This window comes from Lacinutrix iliipiscaria (assembly GCF_042686125.1).
Lineage (GTDB): Bacteria > Bacteroidota > Bacteroidia > Flavobacteriales > Flavobacteriaceae > Oceanihabitans > Oceanihabitans iliipiscarium.
Map to the genome: position 1 here is coordinate 665,388 of NZ_JBHUOV010000001.1, position 20,262 is coordinate 685,649.

The 20,262-nt window shown below is 33.8% G+C and carries 16 protein-coding genes; 8 read left to right on the forward strand and 8 right to left on the reverse strand.

All coding sequences use genetic code 11. The annotated features are described in order from the left end of the window. Positions 1 to 306: 306 nt before the first annotated feature. The 4 genes from ACFS5M_RS02960 to purN form a co-directional block, all read right to left on the reverse strand. The gene (locus ACFS5M_RS02960; RefSeq protein WP_183485532.1) at positions 307 to 2,205 is read right to left on the reverse strand and encodes an amidophosphoribosyltransferase; all 1,899 of its coding nucleotides are present in this window, start codon (positions 2,203 to 2,205) and stop codon (positions 307 to 309) included. A 127-nt stretch (positions 2,206 to 2,332) separates the two neighbouring features. Then, complete coding sequence (locus ACFS5M_RS02965) at positions 2,333 to 3,259, reverse strand: PfkB family carbohydrate kinase (protein ID WP_183485535.1); 927 nt, start codon at positions 3,257 to 3,259, stop codon at positions 2,333 to 2,335. 55 nt (positions 3,260 to 3,314) lie between these two features. Beyond that, positions 3,315 to 3,956 (reverse strand): ribonuclease H1 domain-containing protein, encoded by a 642-nt coding sequence (locus tag ACFS5M_RS02970; RefSeq protein WP_183485538.1) that lies wholly within the window; start codon positions 3,954 to 3,956, stop codon positions 3,315 to 3,317. Next, positions 3,949 to 4,515 (reverse strand): phosphoribosylglycinamide formyltransferase, encoded by a 567-nt coding sequence (purN, locus tag ACFS5M_RS02975; RefSeq protein WP_183485541.1) that lies wholly within the window; start codon positions 4,513 to 4,515, stop codon positions 3,949 to 3,951. The genes ACFS5M_RS02970 and purN overlap by 8 nt, the downstream gene beginning before the upstream one ends. A 183-nt stretch (positions 4,516 to 4,698) precedes the next feature. Here purN and ACFS5M_RS02980 point away from each other — a divergent pair, with 183 nt between their 5' ends. The 5 genes from ACFS5M_RS02980 (at position 4,699) to pyk (ending at position 8,975) form a co-directional block, all read left to right on the forward strand. Beyond that, the gene (locus ACFS5M_RS02980; RefSeq protein WP_008269813.1) at positions 4,699 to 4,932 is read left to right on the forward strand and encodes an acyl carrier protein; all 234 of its coding nucleotides are present in this window, start codon (positions 4,699 to 4,701) and stop codon (positions 4,930 to 4,932) included. 11 nt (positions 4,933 to 4,943) lie between these two features. After that, positions 4,944 to 6,194, forward strand: a complete 1,251-nt coding sequence (gene fabF / locus ACFS5M_RS02985) for a beta-ketoacyl-ACP synthase II (RefSeq protein WP_183485544.1) — start codon at positions 4,944 to 4,946, stop codon at positions 6,192 to 6,194. Between the two features lie 7 nt (positions 6,195 to 6,201). Further along, on the forward strand, positions 6,202 to 6,942 hold the full coding sequence (rnc, locus tag ACFS5M_RS02990) for a ribonuclease III (RefSeq protein WP_183485547.1): 741 nt from the start codon (positions 6,202 to 6,204) through the stop codon (positions 6,940 to 6,942). Positions 6,943 to 7,056: 114 nt separating this feature from the next. Then, positions 7,057 to 7,533 carry an IPExxxVDY family protein gene (locus ACFS5M_RS02995; RefSeq protein ID WP_379897819.1) on the forward strand — a complete coding sequence of 159 codons (477 nt, stop codon included), beginning with the start codon at positions 7,057 to 7,059 and terminating at the stop codon, positions 7,531 to 7,533. Beyond that, entirely contained in the window at positions 7,533 to 8,975 is a 1,443-nt protein-coding gene (pyk, locus tag ACFS5M_RS03000) for a pyruvate kinase (protein WP_183485550.1), read from the forward strand. Before ACFS5M_RS02995 ends, pyk begins: the two co-directional genes overlap by 1 nt. Before the next feature lie 139 nt (positions 8,976 to 9,114). Here the strand turns inward: pyk and dinB are convergent, their stop codons facing one another. Beyond that, on the reverse strand, positions 9,115 to 10,221 hold the full coding sequence (gene dinB, locus ACFS5M_RS03005; RefSeq protein WP_183485553.1) for a DNA polymerase IV: 1,107 nt from the start codon (positions 10,219 to 10,221) through the stop codon (positions 9,115 to 9,117). Between the two features lie 75 nt (positions 10,222 to 10,296). Here dinB and ACFS5M_RS03010 point away from each other — a divergent pair, with 75 nt between their 5' ends. Genes ACFS5M_RS03010 through ACFS5M_RS03020 form a run of 3 tightly spaced genes read left to right on the forward strand, consistent with a single transcriptional unit; the run spans position 10,297 to position 11,973 of the window. Next, positions 10,297 to 10,959, forward strand: a complete 663-nt coding sequence (locus ACFS5M_RS03010; protein WP_183485556.1) for a lysoplasmalogenase — start codon at positions 10,297 to 10,299, stop codon at positions 10,957 to 10,959. Next, the gene (locus tag ACFS5M_RS03015; RefSeq protein ID WP_183485559.1) at positions 10,934 to 11,431 is read left to right on the forward strand and encodes a CYTH domain-containing protein; all 498 of its coding nucleotides are present in this window, start codon (positions 10,934 to 10,936) and stop codon (positions 11,429 to 11,431) included. The genes ACFS5M_RS03010 and ACFS5M_RS03015 overlap by 26 nt, the downstream gene beginning before the upstream one ends. Continuing rightward, complete coding sequence (locus ACFS5M_RS03020) at positions 11,428 to 11,973, forward strand: YciI family protein (protein ID WP_183485562.1); 546 nt, start codon at positions 11,428 to 11,430, stop codon at positions 11,971 to 11,973. Before ACFS5M_RS03015 ends, ACFS5M_RS03020 begins: the two co-directional genes overlap by 4 nt. A 1-nt stretch (position 11,974) precedes the next feature. On the opposite strand, the gene pbpC is transcribed toward ACFS5M_RS03020, so the two are convergent. Genes pbpC through ACFS5M_RS03035 form a run of 3 tightly spaced genes read right to left on the reverse strand, consistent with a single transcriptional unit; the run spans position 11,975 to position 20,206 of the window. Then, positions 11,975 to 14,326, reverse strand: coding sequence for a penicillin-binding protein 1C (gene pbpC / locus ACFS5M_RS03025; protein WP_183485565.1), 2,352 nt, complete (start codon positions 14,324 to 14,326; stop codon positions 11,975 to 11,977). Further along, positions 14,323 to 14,631 (reverse strand): antibiotic biosynthesis monooxygenase family protein, encoded by a 309-nt coding sequence (locus ACFS5M_RS03030; protein WP_183485567.1) that lies wholly within the window; start codon positions 14,629 to 14,631, stop codon positions 14,323 to 14,325. The genes pbpC and ACFS5M_RS03030 overlap by 4 nt, the downstream gene beginning before the upstream one ends. A gap of 7 nt (positions 14,632 to 14,638) precedes the next feature. Beyond that, on the reverse strand, positions 14,639 to 20,206 hold the full coding sequence (locus ACFS5M_RS03035) for an alpha-2-macroglobulin family protein (RefSeq protein WP_183485570.1): 5,568 nt from the start codon (positions 20,204 to 20,206) through the stop codon (positions 14,639 to 14,641). Between the last annotated feature and the right edge of the window lie 56 nt (positions 20,207 to 20,262).

Consider the following 20,262-nt stretch of genomic DNA (forward strand, 5'->3'; position numbering starts at 1 on the left):
AAATTATTAGATAAACGACTAATAAATTAGTCTAAAGGAATTAAAGGGGATAATTTAGAACAAAGTGTTTCTTAAATGTAGTGTTGAATGGTTCGCGAAAAGGAAAACGCTTTTTGAAACTATTAAGCAATAAAAAAGGTGAACGAGAGTTCACCTTTTTTGCCCCAAATCTACCATAAACTTAACCTACTTATGTTATGGTTCTGCTAATATAAGTGAGCTTTATTGAATTACAGAAAATTATTAGATGAAAAGCTTTTTTTCTAGCTTAAGGGTTAAAACCTTAGTCTTTTAAACCTTAATAAATTAATAAGCGCGCTCTTTATTTCCTTCAAAGAAGTTTATAAATGCTTTATTGACAACTCGGTTTCCTCCAACTGTTGGGTAGTTACCTGTAAAGTACCAATCGCCCAAATTTTTAGGACAAGCTATATTAAGATTACTTACTGGTTGAAAAATAATTTTCACCTCAGCATTAACACTTTCATCACTTAATAATATTGAAATTTTATTTGAGATTTCTTCATCTGTAAATTGATCGTAGAGTTCTTTTACAAAGTTTTTAACCTTTGCATCTTCTAGGTGAACTTGTTCTTTACATTTTTCATAGACCGTTTTAATCATATCCTGTTTGTTATGATCTTTCAATAATTCTAGCATGGCTTTAAAAGCCACTAAATCTTCAAGTCTAGCCATATCTATTCCATAGCAATCAGGATAACGTATTTGTGGTGCAGAAGAGACGACTACTATTTTTTTAGGATGTAATCTGTCCATCATTTTAATAATACTCTTCTTTAATGTTGTTCCACGTACAATACTGTCATCTATAATTACTAAGTTGTCTGTTGGTTTAATAACACCATAAGTCACGTCATAAACATGTGCCACCAAATCATCACGACTACTATCTTCTGTGATAAACGTTCTTAGCTTTACATCTTTAATCGCTATTTTTTCAATTCGAGGTCTTTCACTTAAAATTTCTGTTACTGTTTCAGCAGACAAGCCGCCTTTGCCGTCTAATATTGCTTGTGTTTTTCTTTGATTTAGAAAATCTTCAACAGATTCAATCATTCCAAAGAATGATGTTTCTGCTGTATTTGGTATGTAAGAGAATACCGTATTTTGAGTGTCATTATTAATAGCTTCTAATACTTTTGGCATTAATAGTTTACCAAGCTGCTTTCGTTCTTGATAAATTTCAGCATCACTTCCTCTTGAAAAATATATACGCTCAAAAGAACAGGCTTTACGCTCTAAAGGTTCAAGTATTTTTTTAATAGAAACTGCGCCAGATTTTTTTGTAATGATGGCATGTCCAGGTTCTAATTCTTTGACATCATCAAAATTGACATTAAAAACAGTTTGTATGACTGGGCGTTCTGATGCTACAACAACAACTTCATCATCTTGATAATAATAGGCTGGTCTAATTCCTGCAGGATCACGTAAAACAAAAGAGTCGCCATGACCTAAAAGCCCAGCCATAGCATAACCACCATCCCAATTTTTCGCTGCTTTTTTTAAAATTTTAGCAAGATTGAGTCGTTCGGCAATTAAAGGTGAGCATTCATTTTTATTGTAACCTTCCTTTTTAAGCGTTTTATATATTTTGCTAACCGAATCATCTAAAAAATGACCAATTTTTTCCATGATGGTAATAGTGTCTGTGTATTCTTTAGGATGCTGACCAAGATCTATGAGGTTTTTAAACAGTTCTTTTACATTGGTCATATTAAAATTACCAGCGAGAATAAGATTTCTGTGCATCCAATTGTTTTGTCTTAAAAAAGGATGAACACTTTCTACACTATTTTTTCCGAATGTGCCATAACGTACATGACCTAAAAGGACCTCTCCAATATAAGGAATGTGTCTTTTTTGAAGCGCAACACTATTTTGATATTCAGGATGTTCAGTGAGCTCTTTGTTAATCCGATCATTGATTTGAGCAAAAATATCTTGAATAGGTTGTTGGGCAATTGAGCGTACCCTACTTATATAACGTTCACCAGGTTTGGTGTCTAATTTAATACTTGCAAAACCAGCACCATCTTGTCCGCGATTATGCTGTTTCTCCATTAAGAGATACATTTTATTGACACCATAAAATGCGGTTCCATATTTTTCTTTATAATACTCTAATGGTTTTAAAAGTCTAATGTGGGCAATTCCACATTCATGTTTTAAAGCATCGCTCATTGTTAGGTTGTGTTGTTGTTTATTAGATTTCAGCTTCTACTGAAATGACCGTTTATTGTTTTCAAAATGCTTGCATTTTGAAGTGTTAATATTAAATAAAAACGCGCTCAATTAGGAGCGCGTTGGTTTATGATAATTCAATGTCAAATTGAGTTAGTTGTTTAAATTGCTGTAAGCGTTGATGTACTTCTTGCTTGGATAAATTTTCCATACGTTGTGTCCCAAACTTTTCGACACTAAAAGAAGCTAATGCAGATCCATATATTATAGCGTTCTTCATGTTTTCAAAAGAAGTATCTCCGGTTTTAGCAATATAACCAGCAAAGCCTCCAGCAAAAGTATCTCCTGCTCCAGTAGGATCAAAGACCTCTTCTAAAGGTAAAGCAGGTGCATAGAACACATGATCATCATGAAATAAAAGTGCGCCATGCTCACCTTTTTTAATAACCACATATTTTGGGCCCATTTCATGAATCTTTTTAGCTGCAACAACCAAAGAGTATTCTCCTGTAAGTTGCCTTGCTTCTTCATCATTAATGGTTATAACATCTATGCGTTTTATCACTTTATGTAAATCTTCTAGAGCACAATCCATCCAAAAATTCATCGTATCAAGGATCGTTAATTTTGGTTTGGTCTCCATTTGGTCTAGCACACTCATTTGTACCATAGGATGCAAGTTTCCTAGCATTACAATTTCTGCATCTCTATAATCTTGAGGCACTACAGGGTTAAAATGTTCTAACACATTTAATTCTGTTACTAGGGTGTCTCTAGAGTTCATATCGTTATGATATTTACCTTTCCAATAAAAGGTTTTACCTTCTTTAACGATTTCTATACCAGAAATGTCAATATTTTTATTAGACAATAAATCTAAATATTCTTGTGGAAAATCGCCACCAACGATAGAGACGATTGAGGCGTCTACATTAAATTGCGAAGCTGCAAGTCCAATAAAGGTTGCTGCACCACCAAGAATTTTATCGGTTTTACCAAAAGGGGTTTCAATAGCATCAAAAGCTACTGTTCCTACAATGACTAATTTGCTCATAAAGCGTGTATCAAATTTTTGCAAATATACGATTTTTAAATGCTATGAAACGAATTTATTTTCTTCCAAAATCTGCAGGAATTTCACCCCAAGCTTTGGTTTCCCATTTTACTATAACCGTTTTATACTCGTTCTTTTTTAACCAATCTATAGCGCGATCAATTAATTCAAATACATCTTTGTTTTTTTCATTCCGTTCTAACTTGGTATTACATGTTTTCTTTTTTACCCAGCTCATAGCCGTTTTAGAATCTGTATATATAATTACATCACTATTTTTTTTCTTCAACAAAGCAAGTCCGTGTACTAAAGCTAAAAATTCACCAATATTGTTTGTTCCTTCTTTGAAAGGCCCTTGAATGAATAGTTGCTTTTTAGTTTTAGTATCTACGCCTCTATATTCCATTACTCCAGGATTCCCACTAGAGGCAGCATCTACAGAAATAGAGTGAAAATTAGGTTTTCCAATTTTTTTGAGCTGAGCTTCAGTAAGGGTGCTTTTAAAGGTTTTAGATTTTCCTATATAATCTTTATAGTTTCCTTTAAGGGCTTTTTTAGCGGCTTCAAAAGTGCTAAACGATTTGTATTGTGCACCTTGAAAATCTTTTATTTGTGCTTTACAATCATCCCAAGTTTCAAATACACCAGTATGGTGTCCTTTCCAAACGGTATAATATTTTTTCTTTTTTTTAGCCATTTAAAAGAGAGTTGACAACGTCTGGAAAATGTTTCATTTCAAGCTCATGAATTTTAGAGGCTACATCTTCCGCAGAATCTGAAGCTAAAACCATGCATTTTGATTGAAAAATAATAGCACCTTCGTCATATTGTTCATTTACATAATGAATAGTAATACCAGTCTCTTTTTCGTTGTTGTTAACAACCGCTTGATGGACATGCATTCCATACATACCTTTACCACCATATTTTGGAAGTAATGCAGGATGAATATTGATGACTTTATTAGGAAAATGAGCAAGAATATTTTTAGGAAATTTCCAAAGAAAACCAGCAAGAATAATAAGGTCTGGTTGTGCACATTTTAAAATATTAAGCACATCTTCTGTTTCTGTAAAGGCGATTCTATTAAAAGATAATGCGCTAACATTCAGTTTTTTACAACGACTCAATACTTTGGCATGAGGATTGTTAGTAAGAACCTGAATGACAGAAGCATTTTCTCTGTTGTGAAAAAACTTAATTAAATTTTCAGCATTAGTTCCACTTCCGGACGCAAAAATTACAATACGTTTCATTTACAGATAATAATGTTAAAATTGTTCAAACAAAAAAAAGAATAATTATTAACAATTAGAGGTATAAAAAGAAATATTCAGCTTTATTTATTAAATTACAATCACATTTTTGAACTAAAGGTGTGTATTACAATAAAGTTTTTTATTTTTGCCATCTAATTAAAACTTAAAATTAAAAAGATTATGTCAGACATTGCATCAAGAGTAAAAGCGATTATCGTAGACAAATTAGGTGTTGATGAAAACGAAGTTGTAACTGAAGCTAGCTTCACAAACGATTTAGGAGCAGATTCATTAGACACTGTAGAATTAATCATGGAATTCGAAAAAGAATTCGATATTCAAATTCCAGACGATCAAGCTGAAAATATTGCAACAGTTGGTCAAGCTATTTCATATATAGAAGAAGCTAAATAAGAACAAACTTTATGGAACTAAAGCGAGTTGTAGTTACTGGTTTAGGCGCATTAACACCAATTGGTAATACCAAGAATGAATATTGGGATGCTTTAATTAGTGGGAAAAGTGGCGCTGCACCTATAACCTATTTTGATACTGAAAAGTTCAAAACAAAATTCGCTTGTGAAATAAAAAACTTTAACGCTACCGATTTTCTTGATAGAAAAGAGGCTCGTAAAATGGACAAGTTCACTCAGTATGCTATGGTAGCTTCAGATGAAGCTATCGTAGATGCTAAGTTAGATCTTGATACTATAAATAAATTACGAGTAGGTGTTATTTGGGGAGCAGGAATTGGAGGACTGGAAACATTCCAAAATGAAGTACTCAACTTTGCTGAAGGCGATGGTACTCCAAGATTTAATCCGTTTTTTATCCCTAAAATGATTGCTGATATTGCCCCAGGAAATATATCCATTAAACATGGATTTATGGGACCTAACTACACTACAGTTTCAGCTTGTGCCTCTTCAGCTAACGCTATGATTGATGCCTTAAACTATATACGTTTAGGACATTGTGATGTTATAGTTACTGGAGGTAGTGAAGCCGCAGTAGCTATTGCAGGAATGGGCGGCTTTAATGCCATGCACGCTTTATCAACTAGAAACGAAAGCCCAGAAACAGCATCACGACCTTTTGACGCCACCAGAGATGGTTTTGTTTTAGGTGAAGGTGCAGGTGCTATCATCCTAGAAGAATACGAACATGCAAAAGCAAGAGGAGCTAAAATATATGCTGAGGTACTTGGTGGCGGAATGTCATCTGATGCGTATCACATGACAGCACCTCATCCAGAAGGTATAGGTGTTATTGCTGTGATGAAAAATTGCTTAGAAAACGCAGGACTGAAACCAGAAGATGTAGATCATATTAACACTCATGGTACATCAACACCTTTAGGTGATGTGGCTGAATTAAAAGCAATCTCAGAAGTTTTTGGTAGTCATGCCAAACATATAAATATTAATTCAACAAAGTCAATGACTGGTCATTTATTAGGAGCTGCTGGTGCTATAGAATCTATAGCGTCTATCCTAGCCATCGAGCATGGTATAGTGCCTCCAACAATCAATCATACGACTGTAGACGAAAATATTGACCCTGAATTAAATTTAACTCTTAATAAAGCGCAAAAGAGAGACATTAAAGTCGCGATGAGTAATACTTTTGGGTTTGGCGGACATAATGCTTGCGTAGTATTCAAGAAACTAGATTAAATTTCGAATGAGCTACATTCGTAACATATTGAATTCCCAATCTAATGATGATGGGAATTTTTTTTCGGCTTTGAATAAAATTTTAGGGTTTAAACCAAAACGGATAAAATTTTATAAAACAGCATTCACTCATCGTTCAATGAATATAAAAAATAGCAAAGGACATGCTATTAATTACGAACGGCTTGAGTTTTTAGGTGATGCCATGCTAAGTGCTGTAATTGCCTCTCATTTATATGTAGAAGTCCCTAGTGGAGATGAAGGCTATCTTACCAAAATGCGCTCTAAAATTGTGAGCAGAGAACATTTAAACGAACTGGGTCGAGAACTAAAACTAATTGAATTTGTTGACAGCAAAATCCCAAAAGGTCAGTTTGGAGATAATATTCATGGAAATTTATTCGAAGCAATTGTAGGCGCCATATTTCTTGACAAAGGATATAAGTATTGTGAAAAATTCATTTTTCATCGAGTTATTACTCCACATGTAGACATCGAAAGATTAGAAGGCAAAGTCATAAGTTATAAAAGTTTACTAATAGAATGGTGCCAAAAGGAAAAGAAGGCATTTAATTATGATGTTTATGAAGATACAGGGAATGATGATATTAGACATTTTTCTGTAAAACTTTCAATAGACAAGAAGATTGTGTCTAAAGCAAGAGCAACCTCAAAAAAGAAGGCCGAAGAAAAAGCTTCAAAACGCGCTTTTTTTGTATTTCAAAAACAAATTCCTAGAGCGATTTAAGTCTTTAGTGACGATAACGTTTTCGTAATAATTTCCTTTTAAGATTACCTTTAACTTAACATAATTAATCGTTTTTAATATTATATTTACATGAATTAATAGGAAGTTATAACTGTGCGTAAACTTATTCTTGAAGATTTTTTAGAAGATATAGACTATGCCTTAATTGGAATACATTGTTCAATTGAAGATTATAGACTAGCGTATTTATTAAATCAACATCTAGGTTTAAACCTTAAACGCAAAGCTTCAGATATAGAATACAACGATACTTCTAGTTATTCAATTTTTGAATGGGAAGATGACAAACAGTTAACCGTATGGAATTTAGCGTCTAATACTTGTAAAATAGAAGTTAAAGATGCTATTGATGCAGACTCGTTATTTATTAATGATGAAAGTTTCACGAAAACGAAACACCTTATTCCAGAATATAAAAAGGTGAATTTTATTTTAAAAATTAGCGAAATACCAAATCAAAATATTGAAAAAGTCATTTTAAATAAAATTCTTAGTATTCCACAAGTCATGACAGCATATAGTATAGATGCGACCCAATTAAAAACCACTGATAATTTAATATTCAATTAATGTTAAAAAGAAAAAAAACCAAAATAGTAGCCACATTAGGACCAGCAACAAGCACAAAAAAAGTTTTAAAAGCCATGCTTGATGAAGGTGTTGATGTGTTTAGAATAAACTTCTCTCATGCAGATTATAATGATGTAAAAAAACGCATCAAAACAATAAGAGAACTCAACGATGAGTTTGGCTATAACGCTGCAATTTTAGGCGATTTACAAGGACCAAAATTGCGCGTTGGCGCCATGAAAGGCGATGTTATTGTTAAAGAAGGCGATGAAATAATTTTCGCTACTGGAGAGCGTTTTGAAGGCACAAAAAAACGTGTCTATATGACTTACGATCGTTTCCCACAAGACGCCAAACCTGGAGAGCGTATTCTACTTGATGATGGAAAACTTATTTTTGAAGTCCTTTCTACAGATAAAAAATCTGAAGTCAAAGCTAAAGTGATTCAAGGTGGACCTCTAAAATCTAAAAAAGGAGTTAACCTTCCCAATACCAATATCTCACAACCAGCTTTAACCGAAAAGGATATTGAAGATGCTATTTTTGCTATAGAGCAAAAAGTAGATTGGATGGCCTTGTCTTTTGTTCGTCATGCCGAAGATTTAATGCAACTTGAAGAATTGATACAAAAACATAGCGATCATAAAATTCCTATAATTGCAAAAATCGAAAAGCCTGAAGCTGTAGAAAATATAGATAAAATTGTGGCGTATTGCGACGGACTTATGGTCGCTCGTGGTGATTTAGGCGTTGAAATTCCAGCAGAAGAAGTGCCGCTTATCCAAAAGCAGTTGGTCTTACGCGCCAAAAAAGCAAGAATCCCAGTTATTATTGCCACACAAATGATGGAAACCATGATTTCTAGCCTCACACCAACACGAGCAGAAGTTAATGATGTGGCCAATTCGGTTATGGATGGCGCTGATGCTGTAATGCTTTCTGGTGAAACTTCAGTCGGACAATATCCTGTGCAAGTAATAACGCAAATGGCTAACATTGTAAAAAGTGTTGAAGATTCACCCTTAATTCAAGTACCTCATTTACCACCTCATATTCGTACCAAACGTTACATTACAAAGTCTATTTGTTATCACGCAGCCAATATGGCTAACGAAATTAACGCCAAAGGTATTTCAACACTTACAAATAGTGGATACACCGCGTTTCAAATTTCTGCGTGGCGACCAGCAGCACATATTTTAGTTTTTACATCTAATAAGCGCATTTTAACCCAACTCAATTTACTTTGGGGCGTAAAAGCATTCTTCTATGACAAGTTTGTGAGTACAGACGAAACCATTGAAGATGTAAATGCCATAGCTTGTAAAAAAGGCTACCTCGAAGAAGGCGATATGTTAGTGAGTTTAGCTGCAATGCCTATTCAAGAGAAAGGAATGGTGAATACTTTACGCGTTACAGAAATTACGAGTTGTAGTTTTTAGAATTTGGGCGTTTTTTTGTGTGACACAAAAACCACGCTTTCCGCTATATCTTTTTATACTGTACTTGATTCAGTATAAAAAGGATGCCGCTGCAATCGTTAACGCAGATTCAAAGAATTTAGAGGCTTTAGTGTAAGATTTAAAATTCAAATTTTAATTGAACACTTACTTCTTTCTCCTTTTTAGTCAGCGTTTTTTTCGTTTTTTCTGTGTTGAGATTAGATAAAGAAATACCAAGCAATCTAACCGAATTACTCAGTTTTTCTTGATACAGTAAGTCTTTAGCAGTTTCAAGAATAATACTTTTATCACTTATAAAATAGGGTAAAGTCTTACTTCTAGTTTGTAAGGTGAAATCACTATATTTAATTTTAAGTGTAATTGTTTTCCCTGCGACCTTACTTTTATGTAAACGTTTCGAGACTTCTTCAGCAATATGCTCTAATTTTTCCAACATAAAGATTTCAGAAGATAAATTTTCATTAAACGTACGTTCTGCAGCTAACGATTTTCGTGTTCGGTTGGGTTTAACCTCGCTAGTATGAATCCCACGAACAATATAATAATACGATTTCCCAGACTTTCCAAAGTGCTCTTCTAAATAGGCTACAGATTTTGATTTTAAATCCTTTCCAGTAAAAATGCCTTTTTGATACATTTTTTCAGCGGTAACTTTACCAACACCATAAAACTTCCTAATGTCTAAGTCTTCTAAAAATTGTAACACATCTTCTGGATTAACGGTTTTTTGTCCATTAGGTTTATTATAATCGCTCGCGACTTTAGCAATAAATTTATTAATGCTAATGCCTGCAGAGGCTGTTAACCCCACTTCTTTAAAAATACGCTCACGAATCTCTTTCGCTATTAATGTGGCACTCGGATTTCCCTTTTTATTTTCTGTAACATCTATATAAGCTTCATCTAAAGACAAAGGTTCAACCTTATCTGAGTAGTCATAAAATATTTTTTTTATCTGTTTAGAAATTTCTGAATAACGTTCAAATCGAGGTCTTACAAAAATAAGTTCTGGACAATTTCGTCTTGCTTGCATGCCGCTCATGGCGCTTTTCACACCAAATTTTCGTGCTTCATAACTTGCAGCACTAACAACACCACGTGTTCCACTGCCACCAACAGCAATAGGTTTTCCTTTGAGTTCAGGATTATCCATTTGCTCTACAGAGGCATAAAATGCATCCATATCAACATGAATAATTTTTCGTATTGGTAAATCGCTAGACATAATGTAAATTTAGACATTATCTGTCTTTTAATTTGGGCATCTCGAACTTTTGAATGTAAAATATTTATTTAAAATATGAAAAAGAGGACACACTTAGTCTTAATTGTTATCTCTGTAATACTCACAATAACCTCTGTATATATAGAGCATAAGATAATGCACTTTATTTTCAAACCATTGTCGACAATTCTAGTTATACTTTTACCTGTACTATACGCTAAGAACACTTTAAAACCCTATAAAAACATCATATTATTAGGCTTAATATTCTGCCTTATTGGAGATGTGTTTTTAATGTTTGATAGTTATTTTGTTTTTGGACTAGCTTCTTTTTTAATTGGTCATGTTTTATTTATATATGCCTTTACGACGATAAATGGGTTTTCAAAAAACATAAAAACTCTAATTCCATTATTAATGATAGCGAGTATTATCTTTTTTAATTTAAAAAATCATTTAGGTGATTTACTTATACCAGTTATATTATACATTACATGTATTGTTCTTATGGCTTGGCAAGCCATAAACCTATATGTTTGGAAAAAGGAATATGGTTTTTTGCTAATTACTATAGGCGCTTGTTTATTTATGGTATCAGATACTGTTTTGTCTATTGGTAAGTTTATATCTGATTTCACAATAGCACAATTTTTAATTTCTTCCACTTATTGGTCTGCAATTGCATTAATTGCTTTATCAACAATTTATATTAATGACAAATCAAAATCACATATCTAGTATAGAAATTGAACGTAAATTTTTAGTAACTTCAAATGTTTTTAAAGATCAAGCGTACACACACACGCCTATCACGCAAGGCTTTTTAAGTACAAATAAAAAAAGAACGGTTCGTGTAAGGCTAAAAGGAGAACAAGGGTATTTAACCATAAAAGGAAAATCATCTGCAAATGGTTTGTCCCGATTTGAATGGGAAAAAAAAATCTCTAAAGATGAAGCTAAACAACTGTTAAAGCTTTGTAAAAAAGGTATTATCGATAAAATACGATACGAAATCAAAGTTGAGAATCATATTTTTGAAGTCGATGAATTCTTAGGAGATAATACAGGTTTAGTTCTTGCAGAAGTCGAATTAAAATTTGAAGATGAGTCATTTCCAAAACCAGATTGGCTTGGTAAAGAAGTTACAGGAAACCCTAAATATTATAATTCACAATTAAGTAAACAACCATATAAAAACTGGAAATTATGAGACAGATTATAGTTTTAATTTTTGCAGCCATCACTCTTATGGCATGTAAAAAAGAATCGAATATTACTAGTGAAGAGATTAAAGATGATATAAGTACAGTCCCAAAAACTGAAGTTGTTGAACAAATTATTGAAGAAATAGAAGAGGTCAAGCCGTCTGTAGCCGAACTCAAAGCACAGCTTACTAAAGACGGATTTCAGATTTTTGATTATGTTGATGAAGAAACCAAAGACACGATTTTGATGCAACAATATTTTATAGCTTTTTTAAAGCGTGGACCCATAAGAAATCAAAACGAAGAAGAAGCTAAAATTTTACAAGAAGAGCATCTTAATCATTTAGGAAAGATGTATGATTTAGGTTATGCAGATATTTCTGGACCTTTTGGTGATGATGGCGATATACGAGGCATAACTATTTATAATGTACCTACTCAAAAGATGGCAGATAGCTTAGCAAACTCTGATCCCATGGTAAAAGCAGGTCGATTAGAAATAGAAATTCATCCATGGTGGGCAGCCAAAGGTTTTTCGTTGCGTTAGATTATATTGAAACTTCAATCCATCGTTTAACTTCATTCCCTAACTCATCTACTACAGTAATGAGGTGTTTCCCTACTTTTGGGCTAATAGCCATATCATGAATGTCTTTTGTCGTACCTAAAAAGATGTCGTTTATATACCAAAACAATGTCGTTTCTGGCTTAGAATGTGCAATTTTTAAAATGAGTTCATTGGTCTTTCCATCAAAATCTTTTGGCAAGAAGACCGTTGTGGTTTCTTTAGGGTAAATGAATTGCATAGAGGCTGCATAATCATCTAAGCAATCATTTCTAAAAGGCGGTAAAGGTTTATAAAACGGATTTTTCGTTTTGTAATAAAACGCCATTAAAGGTGGTAATACAAACCAAGACTTGTTTACAATGTTGTTGATATTTTCGCAAGATGAATTGACTTGATACTGTTCGTTTTGGTCTAAATGAATTAATACATGATATGGACAAGGTTTTGTTTTCAGTCCACTATTTTGAATGTATTTAAGTTCGGTGTTTTCGCAAGTTTCAGTCGCGCGAAACCCACTTTTAATACAAATATCAACTTCTTGCATGTCATCAAAAGGTTTTGAAAACCAGTCGCTATTTGGTAAAAGATCAAAAACATCAAATAAAATTGGAGCCGCTGTTTGTACACCAACTAAACCTGGTCGTCCTTCACCATCAGCATTACCAACCCAAACACCTACCACGTAATCTTTGGTCGTCCCAATAGCCCAAGCATCACGAAAACCAAAACTTGTTCCTGTTTTCCAGGCAATGGGTTTAGAACCATCAAAAAACTCCCAATTTTCGTCATTTTCTGGCCTATTGACTTCCTTTAAACTTTCATAAGTCAGATAAATGGAAGCTGCGTCAAATAATGTTTTTTCAGGGCTTTTTTTTCCGAAATCTATGCTTTTTGAAGCCAAAAACGTAGGTTCACAAAATTCATTTGAATAATACTCACTAGAGTTTTCAGTATAATGATTTAATGTAGAAGACAATGAAGCATAGCTCTTACATAAGTCCCAAAGATTACTTTCTGCACCTCCAAGAACTAATGTTAAACCATAATGATTTGCATTATACTTGAGGTCTTTCAACTTTAATTCTTTTAAATAATGATGAAATCGATCAAGACCAAAACTTTGAAGCATTCGAACCGCTGGAACATTTAACGAACGAGATAATGCACGACTTGCAGGAACAGCGCCATCGTATTCTTTATTGAAATTTTCAGGAGTATAGTTTCCAAATTGAGATGGTACATCTGCAATTAAAGTATTAGGTAAAAGATCTCCAGAATCTAACATGGCAGCATATAAAAAGGGCTTTAAGATACTTCCTGTACTTCTAGGTTTGTCAACGATGTCAACATCTTTTTGATGAGTTTTGTCAGTTGGCGAATTTCCTACATAAGCTAAAACTTGACGCGTTTTTACATCTAAAACTAAAACAGATATATTGTGAATTTCGTTTTGTTTTAATAGGTTGTAATGGGTTTTTACAATGGCATTGGTTTGTTTTTGAAGACTTAAATTAATGGTCGTTTGTACACGTTGTCCATAATTTTTTTTAGCTACTTTTTGTAATAAGTGTGGCGCCGTTTGTGGCAATGGAAATGGTTTTTGTGGCAAGCCTTCAGCAACAGACAAATTGTAAGTTAATGTATCAATAATGCTTTTATGAAGCAGTTTTTTAAGTAAGCGGTTGCGTTTTTCTATTAAGAGTTTTTGGTTTTTACCAGGATAGATTAAGCTTGGTGCATTTGGTAAGACCGCCAAAGTAGCACTTTCTGCCCAAGAGAGTTGATTGACATTTCTGTTAAAATAGCGCCATGAAGCTGCATCAATGCCAACAACGTTTCCACCAAAAGGTGCATGACTAGAATAATAGGTTAATATTTGTTCTTTGCTTTCGCGGAATTCCAATCGTGTGGCTAGAATAAGTTCTTTAATTTTTTCTAAATAAGTTCTTTGTTGACCTTTTCTAGATAAACGAATGACTTGTTGGGTGATGGTACTTCCTCCACGTTTTATTGCTCCAGATTTCACATTGTCACGAAGTGCTTTAAAAATAGAAATAGGATTAAACCCAGGATGTTTGTAAAAGAATTCATCTTCAAATTGAATAATACACGTTTTAAATTTCTCAGGAATACTGTCGTTTTGTGGAAATCGCCATTGACCATCTTTAGCAATTTGAGCACCTAATAATTCATTATTAGCACTTGTTATAACAGTCGCTGTAGGATCTTCAAAAAGCTGTTTGGGTAAACAGAAATAGTAAGCCGTTAAAAGCACGACTAATACAGCTGATTTAATTTTGTGGCGTTTTATGTAAGCTATTATTTTGTTCACGAATTAAAGTCATACTCACGTTCTACTTTGCAAATTCTAACATGGTACCAATTGTACCAATCTTGTCTTCCTTTAAGCTGAGCCACTAGATGTTCATTGTGTTGCTTCCATTTTTTGATAGCATCTAAGCTTTCCCAATAGCTTATGGTTAGGCCAACATCATTTCTTGCGGAATCTATTCCTAAAAATCCATCTTGTTGTTTTGCTAGAGCTTCCATTTTTTCAGCCATTTCAGCATAACCTTCTATATTTTCATTTTGAGTTGAGGTGAAAATGACTGCGTAATAGGGTTTAAATTCTTTCATAAAGTTATTATTTAGTGACTTCAATCCAACGACCTTTTGTTCTTACTAAAAATTCATTATCATACATGGCTTCAGCTTGTACACCTGGTAAATAGTAGGTGCCAAGATACGATGCATTTAACATCACATTAAACGTTTTGGTGTCGTATTTTCCTTTTTGAGGCAAATCGAAATAGAAGTTTACACGATCATCACGAATATCTGTAAAACGTGCCTGACTTGTCGTTGCGCTCCCAAAATCTGTAAAACGTGTATTGATGATTTCCCAACCTGAAGGAAAAATTTGTGTTAAAGCCACATCATTAATGCGTTCATTTTTAAGATTACTCACTTTAACTGTTGCCACAAAATCTTGTCCTTGTTGTAGCTTTGAGATATCAATCAGGTTTCCTTTTACATCTTTATATACCACAGAAACACTAAGTCCGCGTTGCTCGGTCAATTCTTCACCTAAAGGGAGTTTCCCAGAGTTTAACACACGAACATAAATTACATTGCCTTGATTGTTCTTAAAAGATAATGCATTGCTTCCTTCCTTAATTATAAGGTCTCGTTGTGCAATAGCGCTTTTGGTATTAATAGATTCTGATTCTCCATTAATAGTATAGTCAAGCTTTAGTGATTTTCCGCCATTGGCCTCTACCATTTTTGCCATGGCTAATAAGCTATATGCTGCAGTTTGTGTGCTCATCCAACGGTTACTAGATAAATCTTTTGCGATTGTTTTAGAGAGTTCTCTAGCGCGTTGATCTTTTGTAATAACCATTGTTTCTAATGCCATGGCACGATTTCTATCTCTTGAACCATAAGTGTAGTAGTTATATTTAGGCACTTTAAATTCAATATTGGCCATTTTAGAAATTTGGGCACTTGCTTCTTTTTGTCCTGCTAAAGCATAAGCAGCAGCTAAACGCCATTTGGCTTCATTAGAAATTTCTGTGAATTCACGTAAACGATTCATGGCACTTAAATCTGGACTACCAGCTAATGCTAATGTGTATAACCTGTATGCTTGTGCTAAATCAGAATTATAGACTTTATAGCTTGGCCTCCAATCACGAGCCGCTTGTTTTTGATAAGCGATCCAATTACTTTTAAAAGTGAGCGGAAGCACAAAGCCTTTCTTTTCAGCTTCAATCATAAAATGACCAGCATAACTCGTTCCCCAATCATCAGCAGAGTGTTCTCCCATCCAATAACTCATACCTCCATTGGGTCTTTGGAAAAAGCCTAATCGTTTGATGCCATTTTCTATATTGGATTGAATTTCTTGTTTCTTTTTATGTGTTAAATCGAAAATGTCATTTAAATATAATTGAGGAAACACACTCGATGTTGTTTGCTCTACGCAACCATGAGGATATTGTACTAAGTATTGTAAGCGTTTTGAGAAATCCATTGGAGGCATGGTTGAAAACTCAACGGTTGCAGTGTTCGTTCCATGAACGCCGAAGGTTGAAAAACCTAAAGTTTCAGATGCATTTGCTTCAAGGGTTTGATCTAAAGTAACAGAAGATATAGGGTTTGTGTTTATCACATCGAGCTCCACTTTATAGGTAGATTTTTCGCCATTTCCAGACGCGATAACTTCAACAGTATTAACACCTTTAGCTTTGCTAACATCTAATTCAAAATAAGCCATTTGCTCATCGGGTTTCAAAAAAGCTAAAGATTGATTTTTGTTGCCAACCACAGAAATACCATCACTTAAATTTAAACTAATAGTTACATTCTTCACATTAGGCTCCATAGCAAAAACAGTTACAGGAAGTGTTACTTTTTCACCTGGACTTAATTTCCGCGGAAGCGTTGCCAATACCATTAATGGTTTTTTCACCTGAACAGTTTTATCTGTACTGCCATAAGCTTCCATAGAAACATCTCCAGCAACGACCATTGTTCTTACAGATCCAATATAATTTGGCATTTTAATTTTATGAGTTTTATCTTCATTAGAGTTGAGTTGAAAAGGCCCTAAAAATGTCACAACAGGTTTAAAACGATTTGCTTTTTTATTTTTGCCTTTTGCAGCACTACCATCTCCACCAATAGCAAATACTTGATCAATACTTCCAGAATAGGCACCAATAACATCGTCAAAAATATCCCAAGTTTTTACACCTAAGGCTTCGCGTTTGTAAAATTCATCCCAAGCATTTGGTGTTTTGAATCGTGTTAAATCGAGTAAACCTTCTTCAACCATAGCAATAGTATAGGTCATTGATTTGTTGTTTTTTTCTGAGACAACAACCTCAAATTCTTGTTCTGGACGCAAAGTATTTGGCATTTTAATTTCTGGCTCTAGCTTAGTGCTTGGGTCTTCGACCATTATAGGAATGACACCATAAAGTCGAATAGGTAAATCGTTAGCAGTAATCGCATGAGGTTGTAAAAGTGAAATATTTACAAAGACATTGGGTGCCATTTGTGAAGTTATAGGAATATTAACAGTGGTTTCTCCAGTTGCTGTTTTTACCCATTTATATTCGAGAACTTCTGTACCATTTTCTATACTTATTAATGCGCGACTTTCAGGGCTAGAAGGGAAGGTTATTTTAGCTGTTTCTCCAACATTATAATTTTCTTTATCTGCAGCAAAAGCTAATATTTTTGCCGCTTCTTTATCTCCATAAGGCACATACCAATTTTTATAGAAATAAGCTGTTCGTCCTGTAGCATGACCACTTTTTGGATCGATGACACGAATTAAAAAACGCCCTCTATCACTTTCAGGAATATTTAAATTGAAACTGGTTTTCCCATCTGCATCTGTATCGAGCTTCATGTTTTTATAAGGCTGATGATACGAGCTTGAAGTATAAGAAGCTAAATCATCATAAGAAGAATTCCACCACCAACGCCAATTTATTTTGTAGATTTTCACTTCTAAACCACTTCTTTTTAAGGGTTTGCCTTGAGCATCTACGACTACAATATCAAAGGTTTGATTCTCATCTGTAAAAAAGGAGCCATAAGCATTACCTTGAGGAGATTTCAGTCCAACAAAAGAGGTGTAAGGCGCATATTCTTTAGTGAAGGTATCCATAGAGAAGTCTCCACCATTTTCAAAAGCACGTACTAAAAATTGAGCATTTAACATACCTGGAGCGTTACTTCCGACGTTGAGTTTGTTGGTAATATTAGCTATGCCTTCTTCATTAACCTTGCCATCAAAAACAATGACTTCTTCCGAAGAAAACGAACGCGAAGGATCACGAAACACATATGCTTTGTAGTTTTTAAAACTAGAATAAGAATTGCTAAATTTCGCTTTAATTTCTGTTTTTACATGTTTAGCAGGCGCACCATGAAGCCATTTTACATCTAATTTCCCATTAAGAGGGTTTGTTCCTGTTAAAATATCATCTTCAAAATCGACTTTAATTTTTAAACGATTTGGTTTAACCGTTTCAACATTTAGTCTTTTATAAAAAGTGGCACCACCAACCGAAACTTTAGCGTTCCAGTTTCCTGTTTTATCTTCAGAAGACGTAGGAACAGTAAACGTATAAAAATGATTAAGGTTGTTTGTGGTTACCTTTTTATAGGCTAATTTCCCATTAGCGTCTGTGACCTCCATTTTCACAGGATGTCCTATTGGGAGTTTATTTCCAGCGTCATTAAGCATAAAAGTAAGGTGTAGCGAATCTCCAGGTCTCCAGACACCACGTTCGCCATATATATAGCCTTTAAGTCCGCGTTGTAATTGGTTTCCAGAGACATCAAATTTGCTTAAAGACAGTGAGTTTCCATCGTTTAGTTTAATGTAACTTGTATTATTTCCTTTGGAAACAATCGCGAAAGCAGCATGGTTTTCGGTAGAAACTGTAGCTAATCCATCAGCATCTGTTTTAGTAGAAAGAATTTCTTGTTGCTGAAAATTATAAAGTGTAATTGAAGTGTTGGCTTCTGGATTCGTATTTAAGATATTAGTTACGGCAAAGTAATATTTATTGTTTGCACCTTTTTTTGCAATGATGCCTAGATTGGACGCCAGAAGATTTTGAGCTACGGTTTGGTTTTGGTAATAGGCTTCTTTACATGGGTTTTTTCTGTCGTTCCAGTTGTAATAATTGTTTCTGTAGCTGTAGGTTAAATTGTCCCAATATGCTTCTTCACGTAGGTCTTCATCTTCGGTAGATGATGCTGAATACTCATTGTAATAATCGTCTTCATAGTCGTCCTCTTCATAATAATCGTCATTATTTTCAACATTTGTGATATTTTGATTCCCTTCACAATTATATAGCGAATATTCTTTTTTAATATCTAATTCAACACGATAAATAGCGCCAGGATCGGCTTTAATATATTTAGATAAATCGATGCTATAAGCTTTCCATTTCCCAGTATTTTCTGCTTCATCCTGTAAAGTTATGGTTTGTTTTGCTATACGACGACCAACACGTCTCACATCATTTCTATTGTTGGTGTTAAGATTATTGTCTTGTAAAAATTGAAGGATATTATCTTCAAAAATCTTAATGATACGAACATCAACTGCTTTCAGGTTTACAGCTTCAAAATTGAACTTTAATTCTTGCGAATTTGGTAAAATCACACCATTGCTAATAAGTCGAATTTGAGGTTTTTCATCTTCAAAAGCTATTAATTCTGAAAATGGTTTTTTGAGTTTAAAGCCTTCAGTGTTTATAATGCCTTGAAAGACATCGACTTGCACATTGCCAACTATTTTAGTGTCTGGATAGGCTTTTAGTACGTTACCATCGACTATATATTTGGGGTTTTTCACGTTTTGAATGGTAACTAAACCATCAAAATTTTGTTGTTTTTTTAATGGATCTGAAAAATTAATAGATAAGTATTGTTCTGGGCTTTGAACCACTTCCATTTTGGTAATTACAAAATTGTTTTGCCCAGGAATTAGAATTGTGTTTTCCCCAATATTGTCTGCCTTTATGGCTTTTCCGTTCCATTTTATTAATATCTCGCTGTCATCTATAAATCGATTAATACTATCAATTTTAAATTCAAAAACTTTAGAATTTTGAAAAGATTCATTCCAAACAATGTCAATTTTTTTTCCTTTTTGAGACGCGTTAACCAACTGCTTGGCATCATTAAGTGAAATGACATCAGCAGCCCGAAGCACACCTTCAAGGTATTGCCATTCTTTACTATAGGACTGTAAGTTGTTCGTGACAAGATTAAAATTAGGGGTAATGGTTTTAAATTGAAAGGTGTAGGTTTTGAATTCTGAAGGGATGTTTTTATAAATAGAACTTAATTTAAGATTTACTGTATATTCGGTATCTGCATCTAATGGTTCATCTGGAATAAAATGAATTGAATGTTTGTTGTTAACAATGATTTTGCCAGACACCTGAGGCTTAATAGTAATAATATGGTCTTCAATTTCTTGATTGATTTCCCAAGCATCAACATCATTAGATAAATTAATTTCAATAGGTTTAGTAACCGAAACGCGACCAGAAGTGGTGTAGCTTATATAGTTTTTAAACTTAAATAAATTATCGGTTTCGACTTCCTTTTTTTTACATGAAAACACTATAGTTAGTAGTAAGACTAGAGTAAATAGCTTTTTAATTTTCATAGTGCTTAGATATTTATTGTTGAACGTTTGTTAAAGCAGTGTAATACAATTCCTGT

What these genes read in the sequence shown, in the direction of transcription:
- ACFS5M_RS02960 (WP_183485532.1), bottom strand. Translation starts at nt 2,205, where the DNA reads ATGAGCGATGCTTTAAAACATGAATGTGGAATTGCCCACATTAGACTT.
- ACFS5M_RS02965 (WP_183485535.1), bottom strand. Translation starts at nt 3,259, where the DNA reads ATGAGCAAATTAGTCATTGTAGGAACAGTAGCTTTTGATGCTATTGAA.
- ACFS5M_RS02970 (WP_183485538.1), bottom strand. Translation starts at nt 3,956, where the DNA reads ATGGCTAAAAAAAAGAAAAAATATTATACCGTTTGGAAAGGACACCAT.
- purN (WP_183485541.1), bottom strand. Translation starts at nt 4,515, where the DNA reads ATGAAACGTATTGTAATTTTTGCGTCCGGAAGTGGAACTAATGCTGAA.
- ACFS5M_RS02980 (WP_008269813.1), top strand. Translation starts at nt 4,699, where the DNA reads ATGTCAGACATTGCATCAAGAGTAAAAGCGATTATCGTAGACAAATTA.
- fabF (WP_183485544.1), top strand. Translation starts at nt 4,944, where the DNA reads ATGGAACTAAAGCGAGTTGTAGTTACTGGTTTAGGCGCATTAACACCA.
- rnc (WP_183485547.1), top strand. Translation starts at nt 6,202, where the DNA reads ATGAGCTACATTCGTAACATATTGAATTCCCAATCTAATGATGATGGG.
- pyk (WP_183485550.1), top strand. Translation starts at nt 7,533, where the DNA reads ATGTTAAAAAGAAAAAAAACCAAAATAGTAGCCACATTAGGACCAGCA.
- dinB (WP_183485553.1), bottom strand. Translation starts at nt 10,221, where the DNA reads ATGTCTAGCGATTTACCAATACGAAAAATTATTCATGTTGATATGGAT.
- ACFS5M_RS03010 (WP_183485556.1), top strand. Translation starts at nt 10,297, where the DNA reads ATGAAAAAGAGGACACACTTAGTCTTAATTGTTATCTCTGTAATACTC.
- ACFS5M_RS03015 (WP_183485559.1), top strand. Translation starts at nt 10,934, where the DNA reads ATGACAAATCAAAATCACATATCTAGTATAGAAATTGAACGTAAATTT.
- ACFS5M_RS03020 (WP_183485562.1), top strand. Translation starts at nt 11,428, where the DNA reads ATGAGACAGATTATAGTTTTAATTTTTGCAGCCATCACTCTTATGGCA.
- ACFS5M_RS03030 (WP_183485567.1), bottom strand. Translation starts at nt 14,631, where the DNA reads ATGAAAGAATTTAAACCCTATTACGCAGTCATTTTCACCTCAACTCAA.
- ACFS5M_RS03035 (WP_183485570.1), bottom strand. Translation starts at nt 20,206, where the DNA reads ATGAAAATTAAAAAGCTATTTACTCTAGTCTTACTACTAACTATAGTG.